Origin of the sequence: Photobacterium sp. GB-210, assembly GCF_003026075.1 — a bacterium.
In the GTDB taxonomy this organism is placed as follows: domain Bacteria; phylum Pseudomonadota; class Gammaproteobacteria; order Enterobacterales; family Vibrionaceae; genus Photobacterium.
In genome coordinates, this window is sequence record NZ_PYNU01000003.1 from 80,020 (window position 1) to 96,646 (window position 16,627).

At 42.5% G+C, this 16,627-nt stretch carries 20 protein-coding genes; 13 read left to right on the plus strand and 7 right to left on the minus strand.

Going from position 1 to position 16,627, the window contains the following annotated elements; genetic code table 11:
• The first annotated feature begins 1 nt into the window (after position 1).
• Genes mlaC through murA form a run of 4 tightly spaced genes read left to right on the plus strand, consistent with a single transcriptional unit; the run spans position 2 to position 2,487 of the window.
• A complete protein-coding gene (gene mlaC, locus C9J38_RS07380) occupies positions 2-637 on the plus strand; it encodes a phospholipid-binding protein MlaC (RefSeq protein WP_107206536.1) in 636 nt (211 codons plus the stop codon).
• The gene (locus C9J38_RS07385; RefSeq protein ID WP_199187038.1) at positions 634-951 is read left to right on the plus strand and encodes a lipid asymmetry maintenance protein MlaB; all 318 of its coding nucleotides are present in this window, start codon (positions 634-636) and stop codon (positions 949-951) included. The genes mlaC and C9J38_RS07385 overlap by 4 nt, the downstream gene beginning before the upstream one ends.
• A gap of 19 nt (positions 952-970) precedes the next feature.
• Positions 971-1,225 (plus strand): BolA family iron metabolism protein IbaG, encoded by a 255-nt coding sequence (gene ibaG / locus C9J38_RS07390; RefSeq protein ID WP_005371165.1) that lies wholly within the window; start codon positions 971-973, stop codon positions 1,223-1,225.
• 11 nt (positions 1,226-1,236) lie between these two features.
• Positions 1,237-2,487, plus strand: a complete 1,251-nt coding sequence (gene murA, locus C9J38_RS07395; protein ID WP_105061019.1) for a UDP-N-acetylglucosamine 1-carboxyvinyltransferase — start codon at positions 1,237-1,239, stop codon at positions 2,485-2,487.
• An 82-nt stretch (positions 2,488-2,569) separates the two neighbouring features.
• Here murA and degS read toward each other — a convergent pair whose 3' ends face one another.
• The 3 genes from degS to zapG form a co-directional block, all read right to left on the minus strand.
• Positions 2,570-3,652 carry an outer membrane-stress sensor serine endopeptidase DegS gene (degS, locus tag C9J38_RS07400; protein ID WP_107206537.1) on the minus strand — a complete coding sequence of 361 codons (1,083 nt, stop codon included), beginning with the start codon at positions 3,650-3,652 and terminating at the stop codon, positions 2,570-2,572.
• A 129-nt stretch (positions 3,653-3,781) separates the two neighbouring features.
• Positions 3,782-5,152, minus strand: coding sequence for a Do family serine endopeptidase (locus C9J38_RS07405; RefSeq protein WP_107206538.1), 1,371 nt, complete (start codon positions 5,150-5,152; stop codon positions 3,782-3,784).
• Between the two features lie 112 nt (positions 5,153-5,264).
• Positions 5,265-5,723 (minus strand): Z-ring associated protein ZapG, encoded by a 459-nt coding sequence (gene zapG / locus C9J38_RS07410; protein WP_107206539.1) that lies wholly within the window; start codon positions 5,721-5,723, stop codon positions 5,265-5,267.
• Positions 5,724-5,904: 181 nt separating this feature from the next.
• On the opposite strand from zapG, the gene zapE reads away from it, so the two are divergent.
• The 8 genes from zapE to sspB all read left to right on the plus strand — a co-directional run bounded on the left by zapE (position 5,905) and on the right by sspB (position 12,317).
• Positions 5,905-7,008 (plus strand): cell division protein ZapE, encoded by a 1,104-nt coding sequence (zapE, locus tag C9J38_RS07415; protein WP_107206540.1) that lies wholly within the window; start codon positions 5,905-5,907, stop codon positions 7,006-7,008.
• Between the two features lie 281 nt (positions 7,009-7,289).
• On the plus strand, positions 7,290-7,718 hold the full coding sequence (gene rplM / locus C9J38_RS07420; RefSeq protein ID WP_005371187.1) for a 50S ribosomal protein L13: 429 nt from the start codon (positions 7,290-7,292) through the stop codon (positions 7,716-7,718).
• 15 nt (positions 7,719-7,733) lie between these two features.
• A complete protein-coding gene (rpsI, locus tag C9J38_RS07425; RefSeq protein WP_005371189.1) occupies positions 7,734-8,126 on the plus strand; it encodes a 30S ribosomal protein S9 in 393 nt (130 codons plus the stop codon).
• 372 nt (positions 8,127-8,498) lie between these two features.
• Complete coding sequence (gene petA / locus C9J38_RS07430) at positions 8,499-9,089, plus strand: ubiquinol-cytochrome c reductase iron-sulfur subunit (RefSeq protein WP_107206541.1); 591 nt, start codon at positions 8,499-8,501, stop codon at positions 9,087-9,089.
• Entirely contained in the window at positions 9,089-10,354 is a 1,266-nt protein-coding gene (locus C9J38_RS07435; RefSeq protein WP_105061013.1) for a cytochrome bc complex cytochrome b subunit, read from the plus strand. The genes petA and C9J38_RS07435 overlap by 1 nt, the downstream gene beginning before the upstream one ends.
• Positions 10,351-11,088, plus strand: coding sequence for a cytochrome c1 (locus C9J38_RS07440; RefSeq protein WP_107206542.1), 738 nt, complete (start codon positions 10,351-10,353; stop codon positions 11,086-11,088). The genes C9J38_RS07435 and C9J38_RS07440 overlap by 4 nt, the downstream gene beginning before the upstream one ends.
• An 85-nt stretch (positions 11,089-11,173) precedes the next feature.
• Positions 11,174-11,812, plus strand: coding sequence for a stringent starvation protein SspA (sspA, locus tag C9J38_RS07445; RefSeq protein WP_005371197.1), 639 nt, complete (start codon positions 11,174-11,176; stop codon positions 11,810-11,812).
• A 1-nt stretch (position 11,813) separates the two neighbouring features.
• Complete coding sequence (gene sspB, locus C9J38_RS07450; protein WP_107206543.1) at positions 11,814-12,317, plus strand: ClpXP protease specificity-enhancing factor; 504 nt, start codon at positions 11,814-11,816, stop codon at positions 12,315-12,317.
• Positions 12,318-12,383: 66 nt separating this feature from the next.
• Here the strand turns inward: sspB and C9J38_RS07455 are convergent, their stop codons facing one another.
• Genes C9J38_RS07455 through C9J38_RS07470 form a run of 4 tightly spaced genes read right to left on the minus strand, consistent with a single transcriptional unit; the run spans position 12,384 to position 15,599 of the window.
• Positions 12,384-12,926, minus strand: coding sequence for a BON domain-containing protein (locus tag C9J38_RS07455; RefSeq protein WP_107206544.1), 543 nt, complete (start codon positions 12,924-12,926; stop codon positions 12,384-12,386).
• 3 nt (positions 12,927-12,929) lie between these two features.
• A complete protein-coding gene (gene diaA / locus C9J38_RS07460) occupies positions 12,930-13,520 on the minus strand; it encodes a DnaA initiator-associating protein DiaA (protein ID WP_105061009.1) in 591 nt (196 codons plus the stop codon).
• A 2-nt stretch (positions 13,521-13,522) separates the two neighbouring features.
• Complete coding sequence (locus C9J38_RS07465; protein WP_039872778.1) at positions 13,523-13,882, minus strand: YraN family protein; 360 nt, start codon at positions 13,880-13,882, stop codon at positions 13,523-13,525.
• Positions 13,875-15,599, minus strand: coding sequence for a penicillin-binding protein activator (locus C9J38_RS07470; protein WP_233218481.1), 1,725 nt, complete (start codon positions 15,597-15,599; stop codon positions 13,875-13,877). Before C9J38_RS07470 ends, C9J38_RS07465 begins: the two co-directional genes overlap by 8 nt.
• A 103-nt stretch (positions 15,600-15,702) precedes the next feature.
• Between C9J38_RS07470 and rsmI the strand changes: the two genes are divergently transcribed.
• Positions 15,703-16,563: a 16S rRNA (cytidine(1402)-2'-O)-methyltransferase gene (gene rsmI, locus C9J38_RS07475; RefSeq protein ID WP_005371210.1), complete on the plus strand. Its 861-nt coding sequence runs from the start codon at positions 15,703-15,705 to the stop codon at positions 16,561-16,563.
• Positions 16,564-16,627: the final 64 nt, after the last annotated feature.

Below are 16,627 nucleotides of genomic sequence, written 5' to 3' on the forward strand. Positions count from 1 at the left end.
AATGAAATTTTTACGATGCCTAATGCTGGCTTTTCTTGCCCTACCGATGTTGGTGCAGGCTGCAACAATCGATCAGACCAATCCATACACGATGATGGATAAAGTTTCTGTTCAGTTATTTAAAACCTTAAAAGCAGAGCAGCCGAAGATCCAAGCCAATCCAGAAGAGTTACGTATTATTGTTAAAAAAGAGCTATTGCCTTATATCAATACACGTTATGCCGCTTATAAAGTGTTGGGTTCAAATTTAAAGAAAACTACCGCAGAGCAGCGTGATGCATTCACGGAAGCGTTCACTGAATATTTAGTCGCATCTTATGCTCAGGTGTTAACGCAGTATACTGATCAGAAAATTCAGATTGAGCCTGCCAAAGCGGTTCCCGCAGATCGTAGTATCGTGTCAGTACGCGTTGATATTGTCGATAATCAACGCCCACCTATTCGTCTTGATTTTAAGCTTCGTTTAAATAAAAAGACAAAAGAATGGCAAGGATTTGACATGGTTGCTGAAGGAGTCAGTATGATTTCGACTAAGCAAAGTGAGTGGAGTGGTGAGCTTCGCACGAAGGGAATCGATGCGGTAACGCAAAACCTACGCGATCTTGCTGCTAAGCCAATTCAGATCGAGAAAAAATGATCATGTCTGAGGATAGGATCAAATGGCAAGCTCTCGGTAATGACCAATATTGCTTGTCAGGTTGTTTAGAACGTGACACAGTGCCAGCTTTTTGGCGACGTAGAAACGAGTGGGTACCTGATTCAAACAAGGTCTTGCTCGATCTAGGTGGTTTGAGTCGAGTCGACTCAGCTGGCATGGTGATGTTATTGCATCTTCACCAGCAATTAAGCAGCGCAGGATGTGACTTCACCCTGCTTAATGTGCCCGAGCAGCTAAAAACATTGTTACGCTTGAGCCATGTTGAACCCATTTTAGCCGCTAGCATGCAGTGAGCTTTAGAGAGGATAGCTTGTGGAAATCTCCGAGATTAAACAAATTTTAGAAAACGCCTTAGATCTTGATGAAGTGATTGTTAAAGGTGAAGGTAGTCACTACGAAGTTATTGCAGTGAGTACGATTTTTGACGGCATGAGCCGAGTGAAAAAACAACAAACTATTTATGGTCCGTTAATGGATCGAATTGCAGCAAACGACATTCACGCATTAAGTATCAAAACGTATACACCTGAAGAATGGATGCGTGATAAAAAGCTAATGTCGTTATAACGAGGTAAACGATGCAGAAGTTTCGTATTCAGGGCGGTGGTCCACTAAGCGGTGAAGTGTCAATTTCTGGCGCTAAGAATGCAGCATTGCCGATTTTATTCGCCGCTTTGCTTGCTGAAGAGCCTGTAGAAATTGCAAATGTTCCAAAATTACGTGATATCGATACGACAATGGAACTACTTTCTCGTTTAGGCGTAAAAGTATCACGTAATGGCTCAGTTCATATCGATGCAAGTGATGTGAATGAGTTTTGTGCTCCTTACGATTTAGTGAAAACGATGCGTGCTTCTATCTGGGCACTTGGCCCATTGGTTGCTCGTTTTGGTCAAGGTCAGGTTTCACTACCTGGCGGTTGTGCGATAGGCGCGCGCCCTGTTGATCTTCATATTGTAGGTTTAGAGCAATTAGGCGCAACAATCACGCTTGATGAAGGCTACGTGAAAGCGAGTGTTGATGGTCGCCTGAAGGGCGCACATATCGTGATGGATAAAGTCAGTGTTGGTGCAACAGTAACGATTATGTCAGCAGCAACATTGGCTGAAGGCACAACGGTTATTGAAAATGCAGCCCGTGAGCCTGAAATTGAAGATACAGCTGCATTTCTAAATGCACTTGGCGCAAAAATTTCAGGTGCAGGTACTGCAACCATTACCATTGAAGGCGTTGAGCGTCTTGGTGGTGGTTACCACGAAGTGGTTGCTGACCGTATTGAAACGGGAACTTTCCTTGTTGCTGCTGCTGTTTCTGGTGGCAAGATTATGTGTCGTAATACCAAGCCTGAATTAATGGAAGCGGTATTAGCAAAGCTTGAAGAAGCAGGCGCTTTGGTTGAAACGGGTGAAGACTGGATCAGCCTTGACATGACAGGACGTGAGCTTAAAGCGGTCAATATCCGTACCGCGCCACATCCAGGTTTCCCAACAGACATGCAAGCGCAATTCTCACTACTGAACCTCATTGCCAAAGGCACAGGTATTATTACTGAAACGATTTTTGAAAACCGTTTCATGCATATTCCTGAGTTAATTCGTATGGGGGCTCATGCTGAGATTGAAGGTAACACTGTTATTTGTGGTGATACTGCAGGCTTAAGCGGTGCTCAAGTGATGGCAACAGATTTACGTGCATCAGCAAGCCTTGTGATTGCAGGTAGCATTGCGAAAGGTGAGACGATTGTTGATCGTATTTACCATATCGACCGTGGTTACGAGTTTATCGAGCAGAAGTTTAGCGCATTAGGTATGAACATCGAACGTATCTAAGATGTCTTATTTTTAAATAAGAAATGTCTAAACAAAAAAACGCCTCACATGTGAGGCGTTTTTTTATATTTGTTATGTGTAATTATCGCATCGGTTTATTCTCAGAGGCCGGGCGATTAGCCACCGTTACTGGAATGATCATGGGTTTACCATCACGTAGAATTTTTACATTCACATGCGTACCTGGGCGGATATCAGTAACAATATCTCTAACGCTTTGTACATTCGTGACTTGTTTACCTGCAATCTCGACCACGATATCATTTTTTTGAAAGCCAGCTTTTGACGCAGGGCCGTTAGGATCCATACCTTCTACGATAATGCCATTTACCTGATTGGCATCATACAGTCTTGCCATAACAGGGTTAATCTCACGCCCTTGAATACCAATCCAACCACGGATAACACGCCCATCAGCGATCAGCTTATTCATAATTTTGATGGTTAGTTGGTAAGGGATAGCAAATGAAATACCGTAGGTTTCAATATTCGTTGCTTGTTGGAAAGAAGCGGTATTAATACCAACGAGCTCTCCACGGGTATTGACTAATGCCCCACCTGAGTTACCACGGTTAATCGCGGCATCTGTTTGGAGAAAATCTTGTGGGCCATAAAAGCTCATGCCTGAACGCCCTGTTGCTGAAATAATACCAAAGGTTGTTGTTTGACCTAGATTATAGGGATTACCTATGGCAAGAACGACATCACCGACTGTCGCTTTGTAGTCTGGATTAACTGGGATCACGGGTAAATTATCAGCATTAATTTTCAAAACCGCGAGATCGGTTAATTGATCTAAGCCGATCAGTTGTGCGTTTAAAATGCGGCCATCTTGCAGTGCGACAATGACTTGATCCGCATTGGCGACAACGTGATAGTTCGTCACGATATAGCCTTTATCACTCATGATCACCCCCGAACCTAATCCTTGGGTGATTAACTCTGGCTCTGGTCGTGATTCATTATTTTCATAGCGACGGTTATAAATATTCACCACCGCAGGCGAAGCGCGTTTAACGGCGTAGTTAAATGATAAAGGGGCGGGCGCATCGTCTAATTGGGGTAAAGACACCGGTGATGATGGGCGCAAACTTGGTACAGCAACAAGTACAACACATGCTGTGATAAGGCCGAGCAAAATAGAACGACCAAGAAAAGCCAACATCAAGAGTCCTTAAAGTAATAAAGAGAGTGAGTGGCAAGAAGAATACCATTCATACTTAGAGAGACCAATAATAAAGTCAGAGCGCGGTTTCACCCTGACTTTACTTGAAGGTTAATGATAAACGTATTATTACCTAATGATCAGGTACAGGACGTTGTTTCCACGCTTGACTTCCATCGCAAGCACATCAGGTTTTGCTTCAAGTGCTTTACGAAGTTCACCGAGGTTATTTATCTTATTACGGTTAAGGCCAATAATAATGTCACCTTTTTTTAGCCCATAACGTGCAGCGATAGATCGCTCATCAAGCTTTGATACCTTAACCCCTTTGACTTTATCGCCAGCAACCGTATTGGTAAATTCAGCACCGGCTAGGCTAGGGTGGAGATTATCAGCCTTCACTTTGTTTTCACTCGCCGCTTTTAAGGTCACATTAACGGTTTGCTTTTTACCGTCGCGAATAATACCTAAAGTGAGTGCCTTGCCTGCGCCCATTGTCGCTATTTTCGCTCGTAACTCACCAAAGGTACGGATTGGGTTGCCGTTCACTTCGGTAATGATATCCCCCGCTTTCAGCCCTGCTTTTTCAGCAGAAGAGTCTGGCATGACTTGGTTAACAAATGCACCGTGGTTCGTTGAATACCCGAAGGTTTTAGCAAGCTCTGCGGTTAATTCTCCACCTTGAATCCCCAAAATCCCGCGTTTTACTTGACCAAATTCTAAGAGTTGATCAGTTAAGCTTTTCACCATATTGGAGGGAATAGCAAAGCCAATACCGACATTACCACCGTTAGGGCCTAAAATTGCGGTGTTAATACCAATTAACTCACCATTGAGATTAACTAATGCACCGCCTGAGTTACCACTGTTGATAGCAGCATCGGTTTGAATAAAGTTTTCAAAGTTTTCGACATTTAAGCCACTACGGCCCAGTGCCGAGACAATTCCTGATGTTACCGTTTGACCTAAACCAAATGGGTTACCAATTGCGATAGCAAAATCACCGACACGTAACTTATCGGAGTTCGCCAGTTTTACTTCCGTTAAGTTTTCAGGTTTGTCTATCTGTAGTAATGCAATATCGGACATGCCATCACTACCAATAAGTTTGGCATCGATTTCGCGTCCATCAGAAAGTTGGACACTGATTTCATCTGCGCCATCAATAACATGATGGTTAGTGACGATATAGCCTTTCTTTGCATCAACAATAACCCCAGAGCCTAAACCTCTAAATGGACGCTCTTGGACTTGCTCTGAAGGAAAGTCTGGACCAAAAAAATAACGGAAAGATTCAGGTAAACGCTGCTTAGAAACATGCTTACCTTCAACAGCAATACTCACAACCGCGGGGGTGACTTGCTCCAACATTGGTGCAAGGCTTGGTATAGGTTGGTTATTAACAGAGGTGGGTAATGCTGCAGTTGCAGTTACTGGGGTAAGAGCAGAACTGATACCTAATGCTAACGCAGTAAGAACAAGAAAAGGCTTTTTAATCATTATTGAGCTCCAATTTACAAGTAAAATTAAGACCTATAAAAAGAAGTCAAAGTTCACTTTCACTCACTCTTATTACGAATAAACAACAAGTGAAAGTGAATAAATGTGACAGTTAACTCGCTTTTGGCTCGGCATGTAGTTGAGCTTTTTCTTCTTCTGTTACTGCGGTGTTTTCACCGTTAAATAATCCCGTCGCGCCATTGGCATAATCGCGCGGTGCTTGCTCAACACTCTCATCTTCTTTTGGCCCGTCTTTCACCGTTTCTAAACTCGTGATGCGTTTTGCAAAAGGATTATCTTGTGCTGGAAGGTTTGGCATTAACTCGGTAGAAGTCTTCGCCATATGCTCATAAAGTTTGCTGTAATCTTTAGCAACATTGTCGAGTAAATCAGCACTGCGAGCAAAATGATCAACGAGTTCTTGGCGGAACTGTTCGAGCTCGTACTTTGACTTATCAAGCTCTTTTTTGAGTGTTTTTTGCTGTTTTACACTTTTGTTTGTTAGACGAACGGCAAGAGCACCAACTAAGATCCCTGCTAAAAATATAATAATGGCCCAAGTCATGGTCATGAATAAACTCCTTGTGACTTATACGAATATTCGTGTATCAATGTTTATCAACGATGGCTGTCACGTTACTATACCGTGAGGTTAAGCGACATGATACTCAATAAATATGATGTAAGAGTCATGAAGTGGCTCTGCCTCTCATAATTAGAGATAACTCACGGATGTAACAGGTAAGGTTAGAATGACGCCACTAGAAAAATATCAACAAGATTTACAGAAAACGGATTTTTTTGCAGATCCAGCACAAGCCAATGCCGTTTCCCATCTTGATAATTTATATCATCGTATAATAGCGCCTAAACCTGAGCCTAAACTGTCTTTCATCCAACGTTATTTTAAATCTAATTCAACTCAAGCAGATATTGTGCCAGTGAAAGGATTATATTTTTGGGGCGGGGTAGGACGAGGGAAAACTTATCTTGTTGATACTTTTTATGACTGTTTACCATTGGAACGTAAAACGCGGATGCACTTTCATCGCTTTATGCATCGCGTGCATCAAGAATTAAAAACATTAGATGGTGTTGAAAATCCACTGGAACACGTTGCTGATAAATTTAAACAAGAAACAGATATTATTTGTTTTGATGAGTTTTTTGTTTCTGATATTACCGATGCAATGATTTTAGGTACCTTGCTTGAAGCGTTATTTAAGCGAGGAATTAGTTTAGTCGCAACATCGAATATTCCACCATCAGAGTTATATCGAAATGGTTTGCAACGTGCGAGATTTTTACCAGCTATCGCATTGATAGAACAGCATTGTGAGATAGTGAATGTTGATGCTGGGATTGATTATCGCTTGCGAACGTTAGAACAAGCTGAGATTTATCATTACCCATTAGATGAATGTGCAACAGTGAATTTAAAACGTTATTTCGAACAATTAACCTCAGAGCCTCGTAATCAGCAAACAATGATCACAATTAATGCGCGGCAATTGATGGTACAGCGAGAGGCGGATGGTGTCGTGCAGTTCAGTTTTAACCAATTATGCCAAACGTCACGTAGTCAAAATGATTACATGGAAATAGCACAAATCTATCATACGGTTATTTTATCTGAAGTACCGCAAATTACAGAGCAGGAAGACGATGCTGCACGGCGCTTTATTGCCATGGTTGATGAGTTTTATGAGCGTAATGTCACTTTGATTATTTCTGCGGCAGTACCTCTTGAGCAACTTTATCAACAAGGACGATTAACCTTTGAATTTAAGCGATGTTGCTCACGTTTAATCGAAATGCAAAGCCATGAATACTTAGCAAAGCCGCATCTAGCATAGAAATCGCGTTGTTAACGGTTATCGTATTTAACGATAATCAGGATTTATCGACTGCTTTTGCCTTAAATTGTCGTTAATAAGAAAAAAAGACATTTTTTTTAGGAAAAGAGGTGATTTTTTCCTCACCCTTCCCTATAATCTTGCGACCCACCGTACCTGTGAAGGCGAAAGCCTGGAGTGCCAACCACTCGAAGGGGTGATGACTGGGCTCTTATACAGAGGGACCATCATTTGATGGTTCTAGTAAGTGAAACTATTTAAATTATTGGGTATTAATTAGCATGAAAACTTTCGTTGCTAAACCAGAAACTGTAAAACGTGACTGGTATGTTGTTGACGCTGAAGGTAAAACTCTAGGTCGTCTTGCAACTGAAATCGCTTCTCGTCTACGTGGTAAGCACAAGCCGGAGTACACTCCACACGTTGACACTGGTGACTACATTGTAGTTATCAATGCTGAGAAAGTAGCAGTAACTGGTAACAAGCGTACAGATAAAATGTACCACCACCACACTGGCTACATCGGCGGCCTTAAGTCAATCAGCTTTGATAAGCTAATCGACAAGAAACCAGAAATGGTTATTGAAACTGCTGTTAAAGGCATGCTTCCTAAAGGTCCTCTAGGCCGTGCTATGTACCGTAAGCTAAAAGTTTACGCAGGTACTGAGCACAACCATGCTGCACAACAGCCTAAAGTACTAGACATCTAATTGGGAATTATGACAATGGCAGAGAATCAATACTACGGCACTGGTCGCCGTAAAAGCTCAGCAGCTCGCGTTTTCATCAAACCGGGTACTGGCAACATCGTTATCAACAAGCGTAGCATCGAAGAGTACTTCGGTCGCCCAACAGCGCGTATGGTTGTTCGTCAACCTCTAGAGCTTGTTGAAATGACAGAGAACCTAGACCTATACATCACTGTTAAAGGTGGTGGTATCACTGGTCAATCTGGTGCAATCCGTCACGGTATCACTCGCGCTCTTATGGAGTACGATGAAACTCTACGTCCTGCTCTACGTGCAGCTGGCTACGTTACTCGCGACGCTCGTTGCGTTGAGCGTAAGAAAGTTGGTCTACGTAAAGCACGTCGTCGTCCACAGTTCTCTAAGCGTTAATTTTCGCTTCCAGATTTTATCTGGTTACTGTGTACAGAAAGCTCAACCCTCGGGTTGGGCTTTTTTTTATTTATTAATAGCTAAACAATCAGCTTCCTGCCTTATTTTCTCCATTTTTACCGCTCTCAACACGGCCAAAAATTAAGTTTAAGTAACGATGTTATCGTTGGAAGGTAAAAAGAACGCTTTGCTCAGATTTAGTGCAAAAGAGTCGCTTTAACTTGTCAAAATATCGTCTGTTACATATCCTTTTTATGTTGGAAACAGTTTGAATGTGTAATTTTACTGTTACCTTTTCGTTGGAAGTTAGCCGTGGCTCCAAGGACGCATAAGGACATAATAATCCAAGGCGGGAGTAAGGGAGAATATTGGATGAGCAATGTGCCAGTAAGCAAAGGACGACGTCGCTTTCTGACCGTAACAACCTCGGTTGTTGGTGGGTTAGGAGCTGCAGCTGTTGCCGTTCCTTTTATCAAATCATGGAATCCGAGTGCGAAAGCAAAAGCCGCCGGTGCTCCTGTCGAAGTTGATATCAGTAAGTTAGAAGATGGACAAATGGTTCGCGTTGAATGGCGAGGAAAACCTGTGTGGGTTGTTCGTCGCAGCAAGGCTGTTTTACAAGAGTTAAGTACCCATGATGGCGAATTGCGGGATCCTTCATCAGAAGAACCTCAGCAGCCATCTTATGCACAAAATGAATTCCGTTCAGTGAAGCCTGAAATCTTTTTAGCCTTGGGTATTTGTACTCATCTTGGCTGTTCTCCAACTTATTTACCCGATAGCTTTAATGAACAAGTAAGTGGTATATCGTCAGGGTTCTTCTGTCCATGCCACGGCTCTACCTTTGATATGGCCGGTCGTGTGTTTGCAGGCGTGCCTGCACCATTGAATCTGGTGATACCTCCATATCAATTCTTAGATGACAACACGATTATCGTTGGTGTTGATGGGGAGGCCGTATAATGAATGCGCTACTAGGTTGGATTGAAAAACGTTTGCCCGTCACGAATGCTTATAGAAAGCATTTATCTGAATATCCGATGCCGAAAAATTTCAACTTTTGGTACATCTTTGGTTCTCTTGCCATGTTGGTGCTTGTTAATCAGATCGTAACAGGGATCTGGTTAACCATGAACTATGTACCATCAGGTGAAGGGGCATTTGCTTCCATTGAATATATCATGCGAGATGTAGAGTATGGTTGGCTGCTACGTTATATGCACTCGACAGGTGCTTCCGCGTTTTTTGTCGTGATTTATCTGCATATGTTCCGCGGCTTGATCTACGGATCTTACCAAAAGCCTCGTGAGCTACTGTGGTTATTCGGTATGTTGATTTTTCTCATTCTTATGGCTGAAGCGTTCATGGGATATTTGTTGCCATGGGGACAAATGTCATTCTGGGGCGCACAGGTCATTATTTCGCTATTTGGCGCAATACCTGTAATCGGTGACGATCTAACTCTTTGGATCCGAGGGGATTATGTTGTCTCAGGGGCAACGCTAAACCGTTTCTTTGCATTACATGTTATTGCGCTGCCAATCGTATTGTTGTTGCTCATTGTGTTACACGTATTAGCACTTCATGAAGTGGGTTCAAATAACCCTGATGGTATTGAGACAAAACTGCCGAAGGGCTCTAAAGGTGAAGGGTATAAAACACAATTTCGTTTTCATGAATACTACAGCAACAAGTATGACATCATTGATTCAATCCCATTTCATCCTTATGGAACAGTTAAAGATCTGATTGGTGTTGCTGTTTTCGCCTTTTTCTTTAGCTATGTGATCTTTTTTAACCCAGAAATGGGAGGGTACTTCCTTGAGCCGCCAAACTTTGAAGCTGCAAATCCACTAAAAACACCTGAGCACATTGCGCCAGTTTGGTATTTCACGCCGTTCTATGCGATTTTGCGTGCGGTACCCGATAAGTTATTAGGTGTGGCGGCAATGGGAGCATCGATTGTCTTTTTATTCCTGTTACCGTGGTTCGATCGCTGTAAAGTTCGCTCTTTCCGTTATCGTAGCAAAGTGCACTTTATCAATATTTGTCAGTTCACAGTTAGCTTTATTGCACTAGGTGTTTTAGGTACGTTACCTGCAACTCCTACTTATACATTGCTTGCACAGATATTTAGCTTTGCTTACTTTATGTTCTTCATTTTATTGTTCTTTTACAGTAAAAATGAGGCAACGAAACCGCTGCCAGAGAGGGTGACATTCAAATGAGAAAATTGATTGTAACGCTGCTGGCAATGCTTCCTACTTTTGCTTTTGCGGCAGGTAGCAATGTACCTTTAGATGCGGCGAATAATGACTTAACAGACAAAGCATCACTTCAACGTGGCGCAAAGACATTTATGAATTATTGTTCTGGATGTCATTCAACCCAATACCAACGCTACGAGCGAGTGGCAGAAGATCTTGGTATTCCACCAACGTTAATGAAAGAGAATTTGATTTTTGATCAAAATGCTAAAATTGGTGATTTGATGACAAATGCGATTTCAACAGAGTATGCGGCAGCCTCATTTGGCGCCCCTGCTCCTGACTTAACTTTGGTTGCGCGTGTTCGAGGTACTGATTGGATCTATACTTACTTACGATCCTTCTATGCCGATCCTAGTCGTCCATTTGGTGTTAATAATTTAGTGTTCCCAAGTGTCGGTATGCCGCATGCTCTCGAAGAGTTACAAGGTGCACCACATAAAGCATTTGAGACCAAAATGATTGACGGTGAGAAAGTTCAAGAGTTTATCGGGATCGAATCTGATGGTACTGGAGAGCTGAGCGCTGAAGAATATGACGATATGGTGCGTGATTTAGTTAACTTCCTTGATTACTCTGCTGAGCCAATGAAGCTGGAACGACAGCAAATGGGCTTGTGGGTGATGGGCTTTATTGCGGTATTCTTTGTTTTAACTGTATTGTTGAAGAAAGAATATTGGCGTGATGTCCACTGATAAGGTAATCTAGTGGGTTAAGAATCTCGCAATGGGGGCTTAAGCCTCCATTGCTTTTTGTGTATTAAATATACTGGAGGGGTTGATGGCTGTTGCTGCCAATAAACGCTCTGTGATGACTCTGTATTCTGATGCTTCAGACATCTACAGCCATCAGGTGCGTATCGTACTAGCCGAGAAAGGTGTTAGTGTTGAAATCGAGCTGGTTGATCCATTGAATCTACCTGAAGATCTGTTAGAGCTGAATCCATACCAGTCAGTTCCTACATTGGTTGATCGTGAATTAGCACTATACCAAGCGAACATCATTATGGAGTACTTGGATGAGCGTTTTCCTCACCCACCTCTAATGCCGGTTTACCCTGTTGCTCGTGGTAACAGCCGTCTAATGATGTACCGTGTTGAGCGTAACTGGTACTCACTTGCAGAGAAGATTAATACTGGCACTGCCGATGAAGCTGACAAAGCACGTAAGCAATTACGTGAAGAGTTACTTGCATTAGCACCAGTATTTGCAGAATTCCCATTCTTCATGAGTGATGAGTTCAGCTTGGTTGACTGTTACCTTGCTCCACTACTATGGCGTCTACCTGAAATGGGTATTGAACTAAGTGGTGCTGGCGCAAAAGAAGTGAAAACTTACATGACACGTGTATTTGAACGTGACTCTTTCCTAGCTTCATTGACTGAAGCTGAACGTGAAATGCGTTTAGCTGGCCAGTAATATGGATATGGAAAAAATGACACCGCGTCGTCCTTATTTGTTGCGGGCATTTTATGATTGGTTAGTGGACAACGATCTCACACCACACTTGGTTGTTGATGCAACATTACCAGGTGTACAAGTACCAATGGAGTTCGTTAGTGATGGTCAAATCATCCTAAACGTTGCTCCTCGTGCTGTGGGGAATTTAGAACTGGGTAATGAAGCGGTTAGCTTTAATGCGCGTTTTAGTGGTCGTCCACATTCTGTTATTGTACCTATGTACGCTGTGCTTGCTGTTTATGCGCGTGAAAACGGAGCAGGAACAATGTTTGAGCCAGAGCCTAGCTATGAATCAGATATGCCAGTCTTTGATGATGTTGATGATATCGAAGATATGATTGATGAAGCATCAGAGCCTAGCTCTCCATTTGCCGTGGTTAGTGAAACTGAAACTGCCGGTGATGATCCTGACGATGAGCCGCCACGTCCTCGCGGTCGTCCAAGCTTACGTGTTGTGAAATAGATAGTTTCTCTTTAATAAAAAAACGCAGCCAATAGGCTGCGTTTTTTTTATATCGATAAAGGGTGATTAGCGATTTTGACTCGGTTCGAATAATGTCACAACTTTTTTAACGCCATTGATATTCCGTGCAATATTGATCGCAATTTCTTTTTGGCGTGGCGTCACATAGCCTAAAAGGTAGACTCGCCCCCCTTCGCTGATCACTTGGATCACCGCTCCTGTTAACTGCTTGCTCGCGATGAGTTGAGATTTTACCTTGGTGGTTAGCCAGGCATCATAACTAATGTCACCTACGCTAAGTAAAGGTCTCACTTCAAGTTGGTTATACAGATCTTTTACATTAGCAATATGCTTAACTTGCTGAGCAAATTGTGCTTTTGCAGCGGCAGAAGTGGCTTGACCAATCAGTAGTACTTTACCGTTAAGCGAGATACTGTTGGCACTGATTGAGCGGGTAAATTGGCGGCTATTTGCCAGACCCGCAATATCCATTTCTACTTTTTGATCTTGCCAATGTTGCTCTATATCTCGTGGATCTTGCGTGGAAAAACTCGAACATCCTTGTAATACAATGCTAAAAATTAGCAATAGGCGGCATACCCAGTTCATTGATTATCCTTCGTGGTGCGGGAAGAGTACTTGGTCAATAAGATCGCACAAGCAATGTACTGTTAGTAAGTGGACTTCTTGAATACGTGCGGTACGTTGAGATGGGATACGAATTTCAACATCTTGTATACCAAGTAACCCTGCCATTTCGCCGCCATCTTTACCGGTTAAGGCGATGATAGTCATATCACGTGTAAGTGCAGCTTCCATTGCTTTGATAATGTTCTTGCTATTACCGCTGGTTGATAATACAAACAGAATATCACCGGCTTGACCGAGTGCGCGCACTTGTTTTGAAAACACTTCGTCGTGGTGATAATCATTAGCAATTGCTGTCAAAATTGTTGTGTCAGCCGTTAATGCTAAAGCGGGAAGGCTTGGGCGCTCAGTTTCAAAACGATTAATAAGACATGAAGCAAAGTGTTGTGAATTAGCTGCTGAGCCACCATTACCGCAACATAAAATCTTATTGCCGTTTAATAGGCTCTGAACCATGACTTGGGCAGCTTTTGAGATGGAATCGGGAAGTGCTTCTGCTGCTGCAATTTGAGTTTGAATACTTTCGGTAAAACTTTCGCGAATGCTATCTAGCATGATTAACCTTCAACTAAGATGTTGGTATGCCACTCAATATGGTGTTCTTGACCTTCAATTGTCACGACATCAAACCGACATTCGGTTTGATCGATTGAAAAGCCATTTTTCTGTAACCAAAAAAGGGCGGTGCGTTTTATTTTTTGTTGTTTATGCCAATTCACCGCTTCTGAAGCCGAACCGAAATGGCGATGTGTCCGGTATTTTACTTCAATAAAGACAAAACATTTACCTTGTCGCATGATTAAATCAATTTCACCACCGCGACAGCTAAAATTTCGTTCGATAAGCTTAAGACGGTGGCGAGACAGAAACTGTTCCGCCATCCGTTCATAAGTTTGACCTTGTTGTCGTTTATTCAGGTTGAATACCGTCTGCAGTGAATTTACCCCAGTCAATGTGACGATGGATCACACATTGGCTATCGGCACTTAATTTGCCTGTAACACCTTGTGTTGTGTAATCACTCATCGCACGTAATTGTGGTAATTCGTTACTTAAAAGGTAAGCATCCATACCAAAAGCATGAAGGCGAACACTGGTATTACCTTCATTTGGCCACAATTGGTTGAAACGCTCCATATAACTTGCCGGTGGATTGATTAGAAGTGGAATATCACCGATTTCTACGCCTTGTATTTCTGGAGAGTATCCTTTGCGATCTGGATTACTTCGAGAGCTAACATAAATTTGTGGTGGGTTACCACTTGGTGGTAATGATGCTTCAATAAATGGCTTTATAGTCATCAATTCATTTTTGCTAGCAACGATATATATCGCATCTGTCTTACTACCTGGTGCACGCCCAAATACCTGACGGATTTGCTGTGGTATCTCATCGCTTGCACCAAATGTAGCCACTTGTGCTGGTTGACTATTTAAGCTTGTCCACTCTTGATTAAAAGCAGAACTTACTCGCTGACCATAACTGTTTGATGGTACAAGTACGACAGGATCACGATGACCTTCATTGAAAATATGCTCTGCAGCTTGCTCGGCACTTTGCTCTGGCGAAAGAGCAAAATAACACGCATTAGGGTGGTTGCTGGTAATTTCAGGTGGCATATTTAACGCCAACGTATTGATATGAGTGGTGTTATCTTGTTGAAACTCTGAAATCTTATTCTTACGCAGTGGACCGACAACAAATTGAGTGCCATTTTGCTGTAATTTTGCCACGATAGAAGCCATTGGTTCTGCTTCTGTATCATAGATATTAAGATTGGTATCAGCGCTTCTGTTAGCATCATCCATCATTGCATCTATAAAGCCATCACGTACATTTTTACCTTGTGCGGCAAAGCGACCAGATAATGGTAAAAGCAAAGCGACACGATCTAGCTTAATGGCTTTAAGGTTCATTACCGCTTCAAGTTCTTTGGGTAAGTATTGATTAGCTGGATGGTACGGATGTTGGCTTAACCATTGCTCAACTGCGCTTTTTAATTTGCCTGGTTGACGGCTAGCGCTATTTTTTAACATGGCAAGCTCAACCCAACCTTTTAATACGCCTTCATCACTACCAATTTTGGCGTTACTCAGCTGTGCGTTGGAGTAGCCAGATAAATCATTCCACAGGTTATTCCAGTTGGCTGCTTTTTGATCCCGATTTAAGTAAAAATCAAGTTTACTGCGTTCACGCGCGGCTTGAAATTTATGGTTAAGTTGATCTAATAATTCAGCACGGAAAGTGTAATAACGTTGATACTGACTTTTCGTTAACTGCCAAGACGGTTGGAAATTTAGACTATTAAGTGCTTCTTGATATTGCCCTTGATGATAGCGGATCGCTGCACGAGCAAGTTGCCATTCAGCAATTTGCAAAGGGCTCATAGATTGTTGTGATAGTTTGGTAACTTGTTGGTCAGCTTGCTGCCATTTACCTTCTTCTATCATTGCTTTAAGGGCTAATATTTCCCAGTTAATACGCTCTGCACCCTTACTGGCTTGAGCTTTACTGAGGTAGGCGGCTGAGCTTTGAGCGGCTGCCGCAGTGATATCCGTTAATGGAGCCTGCTGATTGTACAGGTTTGGCGTGCTACAGCCTGCTAAAATAACAGCAAGGGCTACAGGCGCCATTAGTCGTGATACACTTTTACGCTTATGGGTAAAATTGGGCATTGAATTCATTCAACTGTGACAAATTACTCTTGATATTAATTGCAGATGAGATCTAAGACAAATGAGTGAAACCAATTCAAGCATGGTTGATGTTGCTACGTTATACATCGTACCTACACCCATCGGTAATTTGGCTGATATAACACAACGAGCATTAGACGTGTTAGCAAATGTAGATTTGATTGCTGCTGAAGATACTCGCCATACATCACGCTTGTTATCCCATTTCTCTATCTCAACCCGCACCTTTGCGCTTCATGATCATAACGAGCAGCAAAAAGCTGACTTCTTGATTGAAAAGCTTCAGTCAGGTACCAGTATTGCGTTGGTATCAGATGCTGGTACGCCGCTGATCAGTGATCCAGGGTATCATCTTGTTAATCGCTGTCGTCAAGCGGGGGTAAAAGTTGTGCCATTACCAGGCCCATGTGCAGTGATCACTGCCTTGAGTGGTGCAGGCTTACCGTCTGACCGATTTAGCTTTGAGGGCTTTTTGCCACCCAAAAGTAAAGGTCGCCGTGACTGTTTTCAAGCGTTAGCAAACGATGAGCGTACGTTAATTTTTTACGAATCGCCACATCGTATTAATGATTCCCTGAGTGATATGTTAGCCGTGCTTGGTGCTGAACGCCAAGTAGTATTAGCGCGTGAGTTAACAAAAACTTATGAAACAATCCATGGTGCGCCATTAGGAGAGTTAATTGAGTGGCTTGCTGAAGACAGTAATCGTGTTCGTGGTGAGATGGTGGTTTTAGTCGCCGGTCATCGCGCGCAAAAAGAAGAACTATCAGCAGAATCATTACGTACACTGGGCTTGTTAGTCAAAGAATTACCATTGAAAAAAGCGGCTGCACTAACAGCGGAAATTCACGGTGCGAAAAAGAATGCGCTGTATAAGTGGGGGTTAGAAAACCTAGGCTAAAAATAAAATTAACGGCTGCTAATTTTTTTGTGGGCTGTATGACTAGATTTGGTGGGAATTAGCT

Bases quoted from the DNA above. Each gene is read 5' to 3' on its own strand.
- mlaC (WP_107206536.1), top strand. From the start codon at position 2: ATGAAATTTTTACGATGCCTAATGCTGGCTTTTCTTGCCCTACCGATG.
- C9J38_RS07385 (WP_199187038.1), top strand. From the start codon at position 634: ATGATCATGTCTGAGGATAGGATCAAATGGCAAGCTCTCGGTAATGAC.
- murA (WP_105061019.1), top strand. From the start codon at position 1,237: ATGCAGAAGTTTCGTATTCAGGGCGGTGGTCCACTAAGCGGTGAAGTG.
- degS (WP_107206537.1), bottom strand. From the start codon at position 3,652: ATGTTGGCTTTTCTTGGTCGTTCTATTTTGCTCGGCCTTATCACAGCA.
- C9J38_RS07405 (WP_107206538.1), bottom strand. From the start codon at position 5,152: ATGATTAAAAAGCCTTTTCTTGTTCTTACTGCGTTAGCATTAGGTATC.
- zapG (WP_107206539.1), bottom strand. From the start codon at position 5,723: ATGACCATGACTTGGGCCATTATTATATTTTTAGCAGGGATCTTAGTT.
- zapE (WP_107206540.1), top strand. From the start codon at position 5,905: ATGACGCCACTAGAAAAATATCAACAAGATTTACAGAAAACGGATTTT.
- rplM (WP_005371187.1), top strand. From the start codon at position 7,290: ATGAAAACTTTCGTTGCTAAACCAGAAACTGTAAAACGTGACTGGTAT.
- rpsI (WP_005371189.1), top strand. From the start codon at position 7,734: ATGGCAGAGAATCAATACTACGGCACTGGTCGCCGTAAAAGCTCAGCA.
- petA (WP_107206541.1), top strand. From the start codon at position 8,499: ATGAGCAATGTGCCAGTAAGCAAAGGACGACGTCGCTTTCTGACCGTA.
- C9J38_RS07435 (WP_105061013.1), top strand. From the start codon at position 9,089: ATGAATGCGCTACTAGGTTGGATTGAAAAACGTTTGCCCGTCACGAAT.
- C9J38_RS07440 (WP_107206542.1), top strand. From the start codon at position 10,351: ATGAGAAAATTGATTGTAACGCTGCTGGCAATGCTTCCTACTTTTGCT.
- sspA (WP_005371197.1), top strand. From the start codon at position 11,174: ATGGCTGTTGCTGCCAATAAACGCTCTGTGATGACTCTGTATTCTGAT.
- sspB (WP_107206543.1), top strand. From the start codon at position 11,814: ATGGATATGGAAAAAATGACACCGCGTCGTCCTTATTTGTTGCGGGCA.
- C9J38_RS07455 (WP_107206544.1), bottom strand. From the start codon at position 12,926: ATGAACTGGGTATGCCGCCTATTGCTAATTTTTAGCATTGTATTACAA.
- diaA (WP_105061009.1), bottom strand. From the start codon at position 13,520: ATGCTAGATAGCATTCGCGAAAGTTTTACCGAAAGTATTCAAACTCAA.
- C9J38_RS07470 (WP_233218481.1), bottom strand. From the start codon at position 15,599: ATGGCGCCTGTAGCCCTTGCTGTTATTTTAGCAGGCTGTAGCACGCCA.
- rsmI (WP_005371210.1), top strand. From the start codon at position 15,703: ATGAGTGAAACCAATTCAAGCATGGTTGATGTTGCTACGTTATACATC.